The organism is Kitasatospora sp. NPDC024654 (assembly GCF_055559155.1).
Map to the genome: position 1 here is coordinate 1,147 of NZ_JBVHLF010000026.1, position 14,747 is coordinate 15,893.

The window sequence follows — 14,747 nt, forward strand, 5'->3', positions numbered from 1 at the left end:
CTGGAATCTAGCGGGGAGGGGAAGAAGGGGAGGCATGCCGAGGTCCCCCCCCCGCCCCCCCCCCCCCCCCCCCCCCCCCCCCCCCCCCCCCCGCCGGTTCAGGAGCTGATCGGCCGGTAGAGGGCGAACAGCGGACCGTACGCCGTCAGGGCCTGATCGCGCTCCAAGAGCGGGTAGTCCAGGAGCTTGCTGATGATGCCGTGCTCGGCGAGAAGCCGCTCGGCCTGCTGGAGCAGCACGGTGTCACCGAGTTCGGTGAGGTGGACACCGTCGCTCCACACCCCACCCGTGGCGTCGTCGGCCGGCAAGTGGCGGGCAACCGCGGTGAACGGGGTCCACACGTCCAGGAACAGTGCGCCGTGCGCGGCGGCCGCCGTGCGGGCGGCCTCGTTGTAGCGGGCGAGTTCGGCGTTCATCTCCGTCACGGCCTCGGGGGCATCGACGGGCCCGAACGGGGTCTCGCTGACGACGACGACCTGACGGGAGTAGCCGGTCAGCTGCTCCAGCATCGTGTTGATGTGCCAGGTGTACTCCTCGAGGTCAACCGCCTCGGACAGCCGGCCCTGGAAGCAGCGCCAGACGTCGTTGATGCCGCAGCCCAGGAATGCCAGGTCGTAGTCGGTGCCGGTGGTGGCCCGGTCGGACTCCACGATGGCGGCGATGTCGCGGCTGGTAGCGCCGCCCTCGCCCAGGTTGCGGACGTCGAAGCCGACGTGGCCATGGGCGGCACGCAGCGACAGCGCGAGACGGTGGACCCAGCCGCGCTGGTTCCAGCCCTCGACGGTGACCTTGGCGCCAACCTCGGGCAGGTTCGCCTGCGTGGTCATCTGTGCGTTGAATGCCTCCAGATGCTCCATGATCGACGTGCCGAAGAACCCGACGGTCAGGACGCGCCGGTCCTCGCGCGGCGTGGGGGCGCCGCTGAAGTGTCGGCGAACGCTGGCGGGGACGCCCGCGGCCACGGTGTCGGGGGCGGTGCTGTGGGAGACAACCGCGTTCGCCCCGATCAGGGAGTTGGCTCCGATGCGGACCCCGGCGGTGACGGTGACCTTGTTGGAGAGGATCACGCCGGGCTCGATGATGATCGGCGCGGCCTCGAAGCCAGACGCCCACGGCACGAACTGCCCGGTAGGCACGTTCGCGGCGGAGCGCTCTCGGTGGTTGTGGTCGTGCAGGTCGACCATGTTCGACAGGGCGCAGCCGTCGCCGAGGCGGATACCGGCCATGGCCGAGATGAAGGTGTGCTCTCCTATGGCAACATCGTCGCCGATGGCGACGGTGGCGCCGCGGTGGACCTGAATGGTGGAGCCACGGCGGATCGAGACCCGCTCGCCGATCGTCAGCTGCGCGCCGGTGTCGATCTCGATGACGAGGTCGTCGGGCAGGTCGCAGTCGGCGCCGATCGTGAGCGCTGGGCCGTGCTCGGCGCGCAGCCGTTCGGCGACGGTCAGGCCGGGTGAGGTTGTGCTGGTCATCGCGAATCGATCCTTCGCTTGCTGCGGATGAGAACCAGAGACCGTGCTTCAACGTACCGGCTGTGAGCGCGTGGTGTCGGACAGTCAGCTATGACGGTCCTTGCGGACGAGGAAGGGGCCGATCGTGAGCATGTCCAGGGGGCCAGCGGCGAAGGTGGCGACCGCGTCGCGGGGCGTGCATACGATCAGCTCGGCCTCGTGGTTGAAGCTGGTGTTCAGCAGTGCGGGTGGCCGACCGGTCTGCTCGGCGAACGAGGCCAGCAACCGCGCGTACGGATCGGCGTCGTCGCGGGCTACGGTCTGCGGGCGCAGCGTGCCATCGGTGTGCACGGCGGCCGGGATCAGTCCCTGCGCGGCGTCGGCGGCCTGCCGGGCGACGATCACGAACGGGTGCTGCGTGCTGGTGCCGATCAGGTCGGGCGCGGCCTCCTGGAGGAGGACCGGGGCGAGGGGCCGCCAGGGCTCCCGGTGCTTGACGTGGTCGTTGATATGGTCGCGAGCCTGGAGGTTGTGGGCGTCAGCGAGGATGCTTCGTCGTCCGAGCGCGCGAGGCCCGGCCTCCATGCAGCCCTGGAACCAGCCGACGGTGCGCCCGAGCTCCAGGTGCCCGGCGACGACAGTTGGGACGTTGTCGCCGTGGTCGCGGTAGGCCAGCCCGTAGTCGTCCAGAACAGTGCGGATGGTGCCTGGGTCGAAGGCGGGGCCGAGGGCGGCAGTGGTCATCGCCGGCCCCGGCAAGGTGAGATCGCCGCCACGCAGCGCGACCTCGAGCGCCGCACCGACGGCGCAGCCGGCGTCCCCGGCGGCCGGCTGGACAAACAGCTCCTCCACACCACGGAGTTGGGCGAGGCGGCCGTTGGCGGAGCAGTTCAGCCCCACCCCGCCCGCCACGCACAGCCGGGACATGCCGGTGAGAGTGAGGGCTTCGCGGGCCAGCTCCGGTCAGGCACTGCTCCAGCAGGTGCTGAGCTGAGGCGGCGAGGTCGGGTTCGGGCGAGGTCGGCAAGGGCGGTGGAGATCTCCACCCCGTGGGGCTCGATGATGATCCCTGTTTCAGCCGCCCAGTCGGTCAGGCTCTCCATCAGGTGACCGTTGGCGCATCCGATGTCGAGGAACGTTCCACCGTGGGGCGGGAGCAGGTCGACGAGCAGGCCGCGGGCTTCTCGCCAGCGTGTCTCGTCGCCGCTGTGGCCGGACTGGGCCCGCGGGTTGTCGCCGTTGAGGTAGGCCGGTTCGATGACGCCCAGGACGGCGGCGTGCCACTCGGTGGCCGTGATCTCGCCTGCCTGGTATGCGTCGTCGATGGGTGCCAGATCGCTACAGCCTCGCTCCTTCGCGCTCGCGATGTCCTCGGCGTCGTGGCCGGCCGGACGGCGCGTGGTGGGGGCCATGCGTATTCCTTCCCTATTCGCTGACGTTGGCGCCTTGCAGTCAGGGTGACGTTCAGTCCCCTTGAAGGGCGTGGATCAGCCGCGTGGCCTCCCGGTGCGCCGGCCCCATTCGCGGGTCGTTCGGACCAGAGTGTGGTCCGACGATCTTCGCCAGCACGAACAGCTGCATCACCATCCCGTCGCGGCTCTCAAGGTCGGCCCGGCGCTCCCTGCGTACCCGGTCCGCGAGCGCCGGTACGGCGAGGGAGGCGGCGTACAGCGACGCCGAGTCGAGTCCGCGTGGCGCCATTCCCCAGTCCTCCCAGTCAAACATGCAGAACGCACCAGGGCCGGTGACGTTCGCCCAGTTCAGGTCGGCGTGAGCAGGACACCACCGCTCCACCTGAGTTTCGCGCGCTCCGGGAAAGGCGGCCTTGATTGTGTCGTCGACCAGCTGCTGCGTGATCCATTCGGTGTCCGGGGCCGCCACCCGGGCCGTGTGCTGAACGGCCAGCGCTGCCAGCGAGGAGTTCAACGAGCACCACCACTCATCCGGCAGCTCCGGGTCCACGGTCACCACCGCGGCCCCGACCGGGAGCTCAGGCAGCAGCGAGGTCTCGTCCACATGCCAGATCGCCCCGTCGTCCGGGTCCTGCCATGTCGTCGACCCATACCAGAGTGGCATCGCCACGCTAGCCAACACCGCTGCGGCTTCGACTCCGCCCCATCCCTGTTCCCGCGCCCGCGCCCAGGGGCGGCGTTCAACCCGGGCCCAGCTGCCGCGGTCGGTGCCGACCCCGACCGTCCGGCGCTTGCGCACTGCGCTCCGCCGGTCCAACTTCGTGCCGATGCGCTGCTCCACCTGGTCCAGGACGTGATCGACGGGCTCCCGCCGGAGGTCCATGGTCTACCGGACGGAGCCGGCGTCGGTGCCCTGCGGTGGGGTGACACCGGTCAGCTCACGTACCCGGTCAGCGAGGAGAGGGGCGAGTTCTGAGTAGTACCCCCGATCTACAGCCTGGAGCATCTCCGCGAGAGCGATGAGCTGACCGACGCGTCCGGCGGGGGTGTCGAGGATGTCGGCGAACTCCGTGCGGATGCGGTCCGCGACCGCGGGCACGAGGAGGCTGCTGACCCACAGGACAGCAGGGTCGTAGCCGACAGGCACCAGGCCCCAGCGTTCCCAGTCGAGGATCTCGAGCGGTTCGGCGGTCAGGTTCGCCCACTGGAGATCACCGTGCCCGGTGGTCCGCTCGATTTCGGCGGGGGCCGGGATGCCGAGGTACTTCGGGAAGACCTCGTCGACCCACGCCTGGCGCAGAGTGATCTTCGTGCCCGGTGCTTCCGCAATGCCGGCCAGCGCGTTCCGCAGCCCCGTCCACCAGCCATCGTCCAGGCCGGGGTCATCACGGAGGTCCGGGGTCGAGGAGACCGCAGAACCCACGAGGTCGAAGACGTCGGCCTGGTAGAACCAGCCAGCCTCGGTCCAGTCCACGGTGTCGCGGAGCCGGGGGCGCGGGACGGAGGCGGGGACGAGCTGCTCGGCGCCGAGGGCGCCCTCGCCGGTCGGCCGGGGCGCTCTGCGGCGGCTGCTTCTGGAGACGCGGAGCCAGAGTTCACCAGCTCGGCGGCCGGTGGTGGTTCCGGAGGTGCCGTAGACCGGCCGTCCGGTACACACGAGGCCGAGGAACTTCGCGGCCCTGCTGTGTGCATGGGTCAGGTCGTTCCGGGTGTCGTCATCCGGTTGAAAGGACATCAAGTACCATCCGGAGTCGGTCGTCGGGGATCGGTTGGGCGAGGGCTCCCCTGGCATCGTCCCAGTGCTGGCGGGTGCTGGTCGAGGTGAGGACGACGTCCAGCGCCGGGCACGCGGCGATGAGCTGGTACGCGGCGGCGTGCGGGGTCGCGCCGGGGCTGATGAGGTTCACCAGTTCGGGTGCCATCAGGCCGGGCAGCCCACCGCCGTGCAGGGGGGCGGACGCGAAGGTGGTGAGTCCGGCGTCGTGTGCGTGGACGAGCGGACCGGTGCCGTCGGGGGCTGGGTGATGGGCTCGGCCATGACGAGGCTAACCGGCATCTGTACTCCGGTGAGGTGGTGGTTCTGCGACCCTGCGGCGTCGCAGGGCAGGGCGATCAGTTCACCGACGGTGAACGCCTGGGAGGTGAAGCCGCCAGGGTTCCAGCGGGGAGTTCGAGTGAACTCGGTCAATTGCTCGTTTGTTAGCCGATTTCCTGCCAACTGGGACGGCGGTTGCACGGCCACAAGAAGGTCCACTCCCGCCCGAGTCCGCGCTGGCGCAGTGCATGCCAGCCGCGTTGACCAGCAGTCGCTAGCGATACCAGACGGACTGGCCGGATAGCCGACCTGGCAGGACGGTGCATCAGTTCATCGGCAAACGCTCAACAATGAGCCGCATGTGGGTGTGTAATGGTGCTGGAACGCCTGGTAACCATTCAGTCCGATGTCGACCGGCAGGGCCAGGGCCGGCAAGCGGACAGTCGTGTTGTCCACTTCAGAGCCCCCTGGAGAGCAGATGCCAACGCCGCCCCGGCCGCTCGATGCCAGTCGCTCACCGGCGGATCGTCTTGGCGCAGAGCTTCGGGAGTGGCGAACACGGCGAGGACTGAGCCAGGGAGAGCTTGGTCGCCTGGTGCACGTCAGCAAGGACTTAATCAGCAAGATCGAGAAGGCTGAACGAAGTTGCCGTCCGCATCTGGCAGATGCGCTCGATGCTGAGCTTCGGACGGGCGGAAGTCTTGCCCTGCTGGCTGCCGCGGTCCGGGGCGAAGTGGACAAGCGTCCCAAGGAAGTGGACAACCTGCTTGAGGGAGTGCTGTCCACTCGCCGTGAGGGTGAGTCGGACAGCACGCTGGAGGTACCACGGTCGCCCTCCGAGCGGAACGAGCCTCCTATGGACCGACGTAACTTCCTTGCCGCCGGCACCGCTGTCCTCGCTGCTGGATCTCTTCTTCAACTGATCGACGCTTCCTCGGCCGCGGCTGCCCCCACCGTCGTACATCCGGTCGATGTCGATCAGATCCGTGATGCCGCCACCACCTTGCGGCGCTGGGACAACCTCTACGGCGGTGCGGGGGTGGTCCGCGAGACGGCGCTCACCCAGCTGCGTTGGGCACAGGGCCTGCTCAAGGCCAGCTGTCCCGACGCACTGCGGGCGCAGCTGTTCACCTCTGTGAGTCGACTGGCAACCGTTGTCGGAGCTTCGGCATTCGACGCCTTCGCCCATGAGGACGCCCGGCGGCTGTTCGTCTTCGCCTGCTCCTGCGCCGAGGAGGTGAACGACTGGTCCATGCGAGCGGTCACGTTCAACCTGCTGTCGCGGCAAGCCACGTGGAGGCAGGATCCGGACGCCGGCCTCACCTTCGCCGATCTCGCGCTGGCGCACGCCAATCGCCTCTCGCCAGCTGAGAGGTCGATGCTGCACAACGCGCGCGCCCGGGCGCTGGCCAAGATGAGCCGCACCCAGGAATGTTTGGCCGCTGTCGGTGCTTCGGACGAGTCGTTCGCCTCCGTGGTCCCCGCTGACGAAGGCCCGTGGATGGCGTACTACGACAGCGCCCAGCACCATGGTGACACTGGACATGCTCTGGCCGACCTCGTCCAGGCAGGCCGCCCGCCTCATGAGGCACTGCTGAGGTTGCAGACCGCGGTCGAGGGCCATGGTGAGGCGTTTGCCCGCTCTCGGGCCTTCTCGCGCACCAAGATCGCATCGTTGCGGATGGCCACCGGCGACCCGGCCCAAGCAGTGGACGAGGGCCGCACTGCCCTCTCTGAGGTGCGGCTGCTCCGCTCGCGGCGGGCCACGCACGAGTTGGAGGAGCTGGGCCGTATCGCGGACCGGCACCGTGCCGTGCCGGAGATCGATGACCTGCGCGCCAAGATCACCTCTACGGTGGTGACATGACGGTAGACAACTCCCGTGCTGTGCTGCTGAAGGCGTGTGCCGAGGCCGGCCTGTCGTCGGCCGGTGCTGAGCCGATCCGCATCAGTGAGAACGCCCTCTGGCGGCTGGATGGCCAGGTGGTTGCCCGCATCGCCCGGCCCGGGCAGCGCGCCGCGGCCACGCGCGAGCTGGCGGTCGCACGCTGGCTGCGCGACAACGATGTCCGTGCCGTTCGACCACTCGACCGAGTTGCGCAGCCCCTGGAGGTTGACGGCCGCCCGGTGACCTTCTGGCACGAGCTGCCCGGGCACCGGGCGGGCACCGCCGCCGAACTCGCCCCCCTGCTGCGGCGCCTGCACGGGCTGCCCGTGCCCGGCTCCTTCTCACTGGGGCGGATCGACCCCTTCGTCCGCCTCACCGACCGGATCGACAGCGCGTCCAGCATCAGCCCGACTGAGCAAGATTGGCTCCACGAGCGCCTGGCTCGGCTTCAGAAGGCGTGGATGTCTCTTCCGGCCGGCATGCCGGTCAGCGTGATACATGGGGACGCCTGGGGCGGCAACGTCGCCGTCGCCGCCGAGGGGACGTTTCTGCTCGACTTCGAGCGGACCTCAGTGGGGCCACCCGAGTGGGACCTCACCTCCACCGCCGTCGGGTTCACCACCTTCGGGACCGTGTCCCGCGAGCAGTACGGCGCGTACTGCCAGGCATACGGGACGGACGTGACCGAGTGGGCGGGCTACCCGATACTCCGCGATGTTCGGGAGCTGCGCGTCACCTGCTTCGCACTCCAGCACGCTGCCGCCGACGACCGCCATCTCCAGGAGGCCCGATACCGGCTTGAGTGCCTCCAAGACCTGCACGGACAGCGCCCCTGGGGATGGAACGCGATTGGGTAGCCCAAGGCCAGAACAGGTCCTGATGGGGTGCGTGGGCGTCCATACTGAGTGGGTGGAGCGGGTCTGCCGACAGCGGGCGTGCTGTCGTCCGAGCTACTGAGGGGAGCCAAGATGCGGATCTCGGCGCTGGTGATCACCGGGCCGTGCGTGGTTGGCCGAGCCGTGCTTGCTGAGGTTCGCCGGCGGCGTTGGCAGGTCACCTCGATGGAGCGCACATCTGCCGGCGGCGTGCTCCGGAACGGGCCCGGGAACGGTTCCCGCTGGGATGCGATCATCGATGCCACCCTCGACGGCACCGGGCCGGTCGGCCTCGATGAAGAAGCGGCCCGCCGCCGGGTCCGCATCGTCCCGGCAGCAGAAGCCGACACCGACGAAGGCACCGACGGCTGGTCAGTCCTGCGCTGTAGTCCGGTGCTCGACAGCACCGACACCGCGGGTGAGCTGGCTTGGTGGCTGTCTCGGCTGGCGCGCGGTGGCCCCGTCCCCGTCGCTGGCGACCCGCAGCGTCCGGTGCAGATCATCGACGTCCGGGACCTGGCCTCGTTCGCGTGCGATAGGGCGGACTTCGGACGGCGGACCGAGGTGTTCGATGTCGCGGCTTCTGCTATGCCGGTGGCCAACCTGCTGTCGGTGTGCGCGTCCGTGGTGGGAACACAGGCCGCGATGCAGTGGGAGCCCGGCGACGACAAAGCGGTCGGCCCGTGGGCGGCGCCTCGGGTGCTCGACTCCTCGGCGGCGAAGCGTGCCGGCCTGGTGTACCGGCCGGTGCGCGAGACGGTGAACGACGCCTGGCAGCTCCTCGCCCCCTACGGTCGCATCGCCGGGCAGTTCATAGCGCTCTCGGAACGTCCCCTCGCGTGAGCGCGCTGGTGCCCCGCGCATCCGAGGATGTTCGGGGCACCAGCCTTACGGGCGGATCGGGTCAGCGGCCGCCGTCCGAGAAGCTGTCGAAGTCGGTGGCGCCGGTGCCGGGGTCATCGGTGCTGTAGGCGCCCAGCACCGCGGTCACGTCGCGCTGGGGGCACTCGGTGGCGGGCTCGCCGGTGGTGTCGGGGCTCGTCTCAGCGGGCATGTGTTGCTCCTCCGGTGTTGGTGTGGATGTTGTCGATGAGCTGGCCGTCGCTTGCCGGGTCGGCCGCCTCCAGGACGGCGTCGACCAGGGCTTGGCGGCTTCCGCGGCAGTGGGCAGTCTCGGTGATGTCGAGACACCCCTGCTCGCAGTATCGGTTGGAGGCGTAGCCTCCATAGCAGGTGTTCCAGTAGCGGCAGTTGTCGCGGCACAGGGTCAGGCCGCGCTCGAACTGCGCTACGTACTCGATGCCGTGGTGGCGGGTGAGGACGTGCTGGATCGTCTCGTGGCGGATGTCGCCAACCACGAAGTCGTGGTGTTCGGCTGCCTGGAGGTTCGCCAGCTCTGGGGAGAGTAGGACGATCTTGCCGTCGTAGGTGACGGTGGGCAGCACATCGCGCACCGGCGCCATGTCCGGCTGCAAGTAGCGTGCGAGAGTGCCCAGTTCACGAATTCGTGGAGGTGTTGTGGCACTGCGGCAGTACTCCACGATGTCGCGCCAGAATCGCCGGGCGTCGGCTGGTGTGATCAAGGGCCGGCTGTCGTTGACGCCCTCCCGTTCCTCCAGGTTGAAGCCGATCCTGTCGAAGCCGAGGGAGTCGAGGAAGGCGAGCAGTTCGCGTCCACGGCCGACCGTGTCGGGAGTGACGACGGCGATGCACGACATGGTGATGCCCGCGGTGGCCATCCTCGCGATTCCGGCAAGGATCTTGTCGAAGGCCCGCCTGCCCGCCCCGTTGACCCGCTCGGTGTTCGCGTCCCGCGGGCCGTCCAGGCTCACCCCCACCTGAAACTCGTACTCGGTGAACAAGGCGCACCACTCGTCCGTGATGAGGGTGGCGTTGGTCTGGATGCTGTGCCGGATCCGGCCGGCCTGCCGCAGAGGCTCGAACGGGGCCAGGAGCCCGCGCATCTTCTCGCAGCCGATTGCGGTGGGCTCTCCGCCGTGCCACAGCACGGTCACCTGATAGTCGGCGTCCTGCAGCGCAATGTCGGCGGCAACCGCGGCGGCGATGCCGGGGTGCATCAGGTGTCGCTCGCGCCGTAGCGCCAGGTAGCAGTAGGCACAGTCGAGGTTGCAGAAGGTGCCCGGCTGCATGACCAGCATGCGGTACTGGTCCGCCACTCGGGTGGGGTCAGGCAGTGCTGGTGGTGCGCTCGTCGACATCGGACTCCTCAGGGCAGGGCGGCCGGAGACGTCGGCCTGGTGAATGGAGTGGCCCCGTATAGCTGAGGGCTCACATCGTCCGCTCGGTTGGCAACCGATCGCGTCCGATGGCATGCCAAGAGTGCTTCGCTTCTTGCCTGTTCTGCCATCCTCTGCAAGTGGACACGTAGTGGACTGGTCTCGGACAGGTGCGGCGGCACTGGCGGAGAGGTTGCGGACAGCTGTCTTGTCCGCTTCTCGGGTATCGCCATGCACTGACCGCTCAGCACCACGCTGATGTTCTGGCGAGGCCTGTCCGTCGCGGGAGCAACTGCACCTCAGTGGAATCGGGCGCGGGCGGGAACGGCGTTGGGTACCGTTGGGGAGTTGCTGCTGTCGTCGGTGAGGAGCATCCGAAGTGGACGAGATTCAACTGACCTCGGGGGACGGCATCATGCTGGACGCCGTCGTGCACAGGGTTCCGACGGGACGCCGGACGATCGGCACGGTGGTTCAGGCCCACGGGATCAATGCGGACAAGGACGAGGGCGGCATGTTCGTCCGCCTGGCCGACGCGCTGGCCGAGTCTGGGTTTGCGGTCGTCCGTTTCTCCTTCCGCGGGCACGGAGCCAGCGGCGGCACGCAGCGAGGCATCACGATCGCCGGCGAGATGCTGGATCTTGAGGCTGCGGTCGACTTCGCGAGGCGTGAGTTTCCCGGGCCGCTGTTCGTTGTGGCCGCCAGCTTCGGCGCGGTGGCGACGTCGCTGTCTCTGCCCTGGCTGAGCGGACAGCTGTCCGGGCTGGTGCTCTGGAACCCAGTCCTGGACCTCCAGCGGACCTTCCTGGTACCCGAACTCCCATGGGGAATCCAAAACTTCAGCAAGCAGTCCCAGGATCGCCTGCGCGATGAGGGGGGTTTGGTCCTTGACGGGGAGTTCGAGCTGGGGCGTCCGTTGTTCACGGAGATGCGCTCCTACCAGCCGGCCGAGGCCTTCACAGCGGACCTGACTCCGGCACTCATCGTCCACGGAGACCAGGACAGCTACGTCTCCTACGAGATCGCCCGTGAAGCCGCGAAGGAGCACACCGACTGCGGCTTCCACACCGTCCACGGGTCCGATCACGGGTTCGACTCCCGCGAGCGGGAGGACGAGGCGATCGAGGTCTCGGTTGACTGGCTTGTCGGTCGGGCCGGGCGCTCGAAGTGACACGCCCGCTCTACGGGCCGGCGACGCTGGCGGGTACGGTCCGGCTCGGAGAGTACTGCGTCCTGGGCCACCCGAAGGAGTCCAGGCTTCGCGCGGCCGCCGCAACTGACAGCAACGAGCCCGGCGCTGCAGTACGGATCGGCGACCGCAGCCTGCTCTTCAACCAGATCGTGCTCTACGAAGGGGTGACGGTCGGCGCCGATTGCGTACTGGAGGACCAAGTCCGCATCGGCTACGACAGCCGCGTGGGCGATCGGACCCGCCTCGCCTATGGCGCCTACGTGTGCGACCGGGTGGTGATCGGTGCGGACTGCACGATCGCCGGCTTCGTCTGCGACGCCGCACGGATCGGCGACCGCAGCACGGTGATGGGCGAACTCGTTCACGAGTACACCCAGCCTCACCAGGGCTGGTGGGGGGTGGAGGAGGCACCGCCTGTCATCGAGGAGGACTGTGTCGTCGGCTTCGGAGCCCTGGTCGTCGGCGGAGTCCGCATCGGCCCACGCAGTTACGTCGCGGCGGGCGCGATCGTGACCCAGGACGTGCCCCCTGAGCATGTGGTCACCGGCACCAACGTACGGACGCCAGCTGCTCAGTGGACCGGGGCACGGCTCCAGACTCTGATCGGCCATTGGCGGGGGCTGCGCTCGCCAGGCCTGCGGCGGTCGCTACTGCCAGTCGACGAACGGTGAGTCCTCGGTGTCGCTTCCCGCCTCAGTTTTGGGGAGTTGATGCACGAGCGACGACTCAAGGGCCAGCGCCCTTAGCTGTCGCGGGAACCGAACACGCAGGTCCGTGCGCGGGTGTTCGATGTAGAGCGAGGGCAGGAATTCGTCGACCGGAACCACGGCCTGATCCAGCCTCGCCGCGAGGAGCACCGCGAGCGCCGGCCGGGTAAGCAGGTATCCGAAGGTGCAGTGGCTGTATCCGGGTCGGACGATGCCTGGCAGGCAGGGGCTGTCAGGCTCCAAGGGGACGCGACCCAGGTACAGCAGGTCGAATGGTTCGACCTGCGTGGTGAGCTGGGCGAGGCGGGCGAGCAAGCCGTGGAGGAAGTCCGGGGCCAGGACGGCGTCGTCTTCGAGGACGAGGATGAACGGCTCCTGGCTGGTGTCGGCCGCATGCCGCCAGCAGGCGAGGTGGGCGAGGCTGCAGCCGATCTCGCCGGTTTTGAGCGGGCGGCTCCACCATGGGTTGTCCGAGTCGATCTGCCAGGGAAACAGGGCAACATCGAGCCGTTCCAGGACGGGCCCATTCAGCTCCCAGCCGTCGAAGGGCCCGGCCCAGTCGGAGGTGAAGGTGGCCCCAAGTTCCGTGGGGAGCTGGGCTTCCATCTGCTTACGCCGGTCGGCGCGCCGCGGGAGGTTGACCACGTACGTGCGGATGTCTGCGGCGGATATCACTGCTCTACTCCCCGGGAGTCGTGGGCGATCGTCGGTTATGCGCCGCCGTAGCGGTCGGTGCTCTTCAACACGACGGCGAACGGGTCGTTGTTGCTGCGGGCCAGGAGCAGCAGCGGTTCGGTGGCGGTCAGGTCGGCCAGGTCCGCGATGCCGCCGAGCCGGCGGACGTTGGTGACGAGCACGAAGTCGTCGTCGCCGACAAGTTCGGTCAGCCAGCGGGCGTTGGCCGCTGCGCGTTCGCCGTGCAGGAAGCACTGGGCGCCGCCGAGAACGCCGAGGGTCAGGCAGCCGCCGAGCAGGAAGACGGTCGTCCCCTTCGTCATGGTCAGCCGGGTGAAGACGGCGATGTCCTCCAGCAGCTCGCTGCCCGGAGTCCACCGGGGGCCAAGCGTCAGATCGCCCAGTTGCGGCACAACCAGGGGATCGTCCTCGCCAAGGGGATGCGGGGCGAAGTGGAAGGGCAGCTGGGGCAGGAACTCGCGGTACTTCGCGTTCCAGGGGGGACCGCCGATGACGACCAGGGTGTCCACCCCAGTGTCGAAGTACTCCGATGGGGAAAAGTCCCGGATGACCAGGTCCGGGTCCAGCTGGGTCAGCCGGGTGCGCACGTAGATGAGGCTGTCGAGATCGGCGAACTTGGCGTACCGCAGGTAGTTGCGGTCTTGCGGGCTGGCAAAGTACGGCCGCTCCTGCTCGGGGATCTCCGAGCACACGATGTCCACGCGCGCGTCCTGCCTCAGTCCCCAGAAACGGCGCAGCGCCACACGCCAGTCCGTGGAATCGGCGGAGGCCGGAGGCGCAGCGCCGTGCGGTACCTCTGCATGGCCGCCCGGTTGTCGCGGCTGCGGGACCGCGGCTGCGATGCTCGACATCAGGACCGAGGCGGGGGCGAGACCGAGGAGAGCTCTGGCCTCGTCGGGCATGTGCAGGCCATCGGCAATCCGGGTCAGCACGTTGATGTCGCTCACCCGACCGGCTCGGACCCCGCGGATCCAGTTGGAGATCTCCGAGCGGTCGTGTTCGGTGAGCAGGGCCAGCTGGGTCTGGGTGCAATCCGGGAACTGGCGCAGGTAGACCTGGAATAGCCCGCCGACCTCATGGCGGGCCAAGGCGGTCTGGACATCGGCCGTGCGCCAGAAGGAGACCGGCACGCTTCTTGGGTCGAATGTCTTGCGTTTCGTCACCGCGCCGCGCCTCCTAGGTCCCCCGCAGCGTACGGTAGATGACTCTGCGTTACCAGCCGTTTCGCTGTGGGCTCAGCCTGTGGCAACCGCCCACGGGTCGAGCCGATTTCGCCGCAGGCGTCCAGAGAGGAGTGTTGCGCGGGACAGGTCATTGGACGTCCTGTTCAAGGGAGGCAGCGATGCTCAAACAGGTCACCGGGATCACCCGCGTGATGAGGCTGTACCTGCAACTCCTGTACGGCTGCAACTTCCGTTGCCGGCACTGCTTCCACGGTGAGTTGCTGGAGAGCAGTGAGCGGTACACCACGGCCGAGGCAGTGGAACTCGTGTCCCACTTCCGAAACGAGTACGCCCTCCAGGCGGTGACGCTGCTTGGCGGCGAGCCGCTGCTGCACCCCGGCATCGTGGAGGTGGCCCAGTTCTGCAAGGACAGCGGGCTGGCGGTGGAGATCTGTACCAACGGCCACCGTGGTTTCTTCGGCACCGTCCGGCAGCTGGCACCGTACCTGGACAAGTTCCGTGTCTCCATCGATGGCTTGGCCGATGTCCACGATCGCATCCGGCAGCGCGGCAGCTTCGCATCGGCGATCGACGCGCTCGCCCTGGCCGTCGACCTCGGTGTGGAGACTGGTGTCACGATGACGGTCACCCGCAGCAACATCGGGCAGGTCGTCCCGCTGGCCCGCCTCCTCGACAAGCACCAGGTCGGTGAACTCAAGCTTCACTGTCTACGCTTGGTGGGCAACGCGCGGCGGCACCCGGAGCTGGAGGTGGACCAGTCCACCAAGTACGAGGCGCTGCACCGGGCGATCAACACCGCCGGACTCCAGCTTCGCGTGGTCTACGACTCCGATCTGATGCCCCAGCCGCCCACGGCCGCCTGCTCCAACCTGCTGGCCAGCGGCTGGCTGGACCGGATCGAGGCTGATCCCCGCGGTGGGCTCACCGTCTCCTGCAAGGCCGTGGGTCGTGACGTCAACGCCTTCCGCTTCGACCAGAGGCTGGGCACCATCGTCTACGAACCCCACTTGCACGACGAACTCGCCGCCCCTGTCCCCGACGTCGTCTACCTCGACAGCTGAGGAGCC

Annotated in this window: 16 protein-coding genes; 6 read left to right on the plus strand and 10 right to left on the minus strand. The window is 68.4% G+C overall.

Going from position 1 to position 14,747, the window contains the following annotated elements:
• Positions 1-98 precede the first annotated feature (98 nt).
• The 6 genes from ACZ38L_RS17480 to ACZ38L_RS17505 form a co-directional block, all read right to left on the minus strand.
• Entirely contained in the window at positions 99-1,475 is a 1,377-nt protein-coding gene (locus ACZ38L_RS17480) for a GDSL-type esterase/lipase family protein (RefSeq protein ID WP_465694023.1), read from the minus strand.
• 84 nt (positions 1,476-1,559) lie between these two features.
• Positions 1,560-2,381, minus strand: coding sequence for a carbamoyltransferase C-terminal domain-containing protein (locus ACZ38L_RS17485; protein ID WP_465694024.1), 822 nt, complete (start codon positions 2,379-2,381; stop codon positions 1,560-1,562).
• Positions 2,345-2,866 carry a methyltransferase domain-containing protein gene (locus ACZ38L_RS17490; RefSeq protein ID WP_465694025.1) on the minus strand — a complete coding sequence of 174 codons (522 nt, stop codon included), beginning with the start codon at positions 2,864-2,866 and terminating at the stop codon, positions 2,345-2,347. Before ACZ38L_RS17490 ends, ACZ38L_RS17485 begins: the two co-directional genes overlap by 37 nt.
• Before the next feature lie 52 nt (positions 2,867-2,918).
• Positions 2,919-3,749 (minus strand): hypothetical protein, encoded by an 831-nt coding sequence (locus ACZ38L_RS17495; protein WP_465694026.1) that lies wholly within the window; start codon positions 3,747-3,749, stop codon positions 2,919-2,921.
• Positions 3,750-3,752: 3 nt separating this feature from the next.
• A complete protein-coding gene (locus ACZ38L_RS17500) occupies positions 3,753-4,601 on the minus strand; it encodes a hypothetical protein (protein WP_465694027.1) in 849 nt (282 codons plus the stop codon).
• Positions 4,582-4,788 (minus strand): hypothetical protein, encoded by a 207-nt coding sequence (locus tag ACZ38L_RS17505; RefSeq protein ID WP_465694028.1) that lies wholly within the window; start codon positions 4,786-4,788, stop codon positions 4,582-4,584. Before ACZ38L_RS17505 ends, ACZ38L_RS17500 begins: the two co-directional genes overlap by 20 nt.
• Before the next feature lie 591 nt (positions 4,789-5,379).
• On the opposite strand from ACZ38L_RS17505, the gene ACZ38L_RS17510 reads away from it, so the two are divergent.
• From ACZ38L_RS17510 to ACZ38L_RS17520, 3 genes are all read left to right on the plus strand, one after another.
• On the plus strand, positions 5,380-6,768 hold the full coding sequence (locus ACZ38L_RS17510; protein WP_465694029.1) for a helix-turn-helix transcriptional regulator: 1,389 nt from the start codon (positions 5,380-5,382) through the stop codon (positions 6,766-6,768).
• On the plus strand, positions 6,765-7,646 hold the full coding sequence (locus ACZ38L_RS17515) for a phosphotransferase enzyme family protein (protein WP_465694030.1): 882 nt from the start codon (positions 6,765-6,767) through the stop codon (positions 7,644-7,646). Before ACZ38L_RS17510 ends, ACZ38L_RS17515 begins: the two co-directional genes overlap by 4 nt.
• 111 nt (positions 7,647-7,757) lie before the next feature.
• Positions 7,758-8,507 carry a Rossmann-fold NAD(P)-binding domain-containing protein gene (locus ACZ38L_RS17520; RefSeq protein WP_465694031.1) on the plus strand — a complete coding sequence of 250 codons (750 nt, stop codon included), beginning with the start codon at positions 7,758-7,760 and terminating at the stop codon, positions 8,505-8,507.
• Between the two features lie 61 nt (positions 8,508-8,568).
• Here ACZ38L_RS17520 and ACZ38L_RS17525 read toward each other — a convergent pair whose 3' ends face one another.
• Together ACZ38L_RS17525 and amcB are read right to left on the minus strand one after the other, a co-directional pair.
• Positions 8,569-8,718 (minus strand): hypothetical protein, encoded by a 150-nt coding sequence (locus tag ACZ38L_RS17525; RefSeq protein WP_465694032.1) that lies wholly within the window; start codon positions 8,716-8,718, stop codon positions 8,569-8,571.
• Positions 8,708-9,841 carry a cyclophane-forming radical SAM peptide maturase AmcB gene (gene amcB / locus ACZ38L_RS17530; protein WP_465694033.1) on the minus strand — a complete coding sequence of 378 codons (1,134 nt, stop codon included), beginning with the start codon at positions 9,839-9,841 and terminating at the stop codon, positions 8,708-8,710. The genes ACZ38L_RS17525 and amcB overlap by 11 nt, the downstream gene beginning before the upstream one ends.
• Before the next feature lie 439 nt (positions 9,842-10,280).
• Between amcB and ACZ38L_RS17535 the strand changes: the two genes are divergently transcribed.
• Together ACZ38L_RS17535 and ACZ38L_RS17540 are read left to right on the plus strand one after the other, a co-directional pair.
• The gene (locus tag ACZ38L_RS17535) at positions 10,281-11,072 is read left to right on the plus strand and encodes an alpha/beta hydrolase family protein (RefSeq protein WP_465694034.1); all 792 of its coding nucleotides are present in this window, start codon (positions 10,281-10,283) and stop codon (positions 11,070-11,072) included.
• Positions 11,069-11,764 (plus strand): DapH/DapD/GlmU-related protein, encoded by a 696-nt coding sequence (locus ACZ38L_RS17540; RefSeq protein ID WP_465694035.1) that lies wholly within the window; start codon positions 11,069-11,071, stop codon positions 11,762-11,764. Before ACZ38L_RS17535 ends, ACZ38L_RS17540 begins: the two co-directional genes overlap by 4 nt.
• Here ACZ38L_RS17540 and ACZ38L_RS17545 read toward each other — a convergent pair.
• Positions 11,741-12,475, minus strand: coding sequence for a glycosyltransferase family 25 protein (locus tag ACZ38L_RS17545; protein ID WP_465694036.1), 735 nt, complete (start codon positions 12,473-12,475; stop codon positions 11,741-11,743). The two genes, ACZ38L_RS17540 and ACZ38L_RS17545, sit on opposite strands and share 24 nt — an antisense overlap.
• A gap of 35 nt (positions 12,476-12,510) precedes the next feature.
• Positions 12,511-13,659 carry a hypothetical protein gene (locus tag ACZ38L_RS17550; protein WP_465694037.1) on the minus strand — a complete coding sequence of 383 codons (1,149 nt, stop codon included), beginning with the start codon at positions 13,657-13,659 and terminating at the stop codon, positions 12,511-12,513.
• A gap of 179 nt (positions 13,660-13,838) precedes the next feature.
• Between ACZ38L_RS17550 and ACZ38L_RS17555 the strand changes: the two genes are divergently transcribed.
• Complete coding sequence (locus ACZ38L_RS17555) at positions 13,839-14,741, plus strand: radical SAM protein (protein WP_465694038.1); 903 nt, start codon at positions 13,839-13,841, stop codon at positions 14,739-14,741.
• Positions 14,742-14,747: the final 6 nt, after the last annotated feature.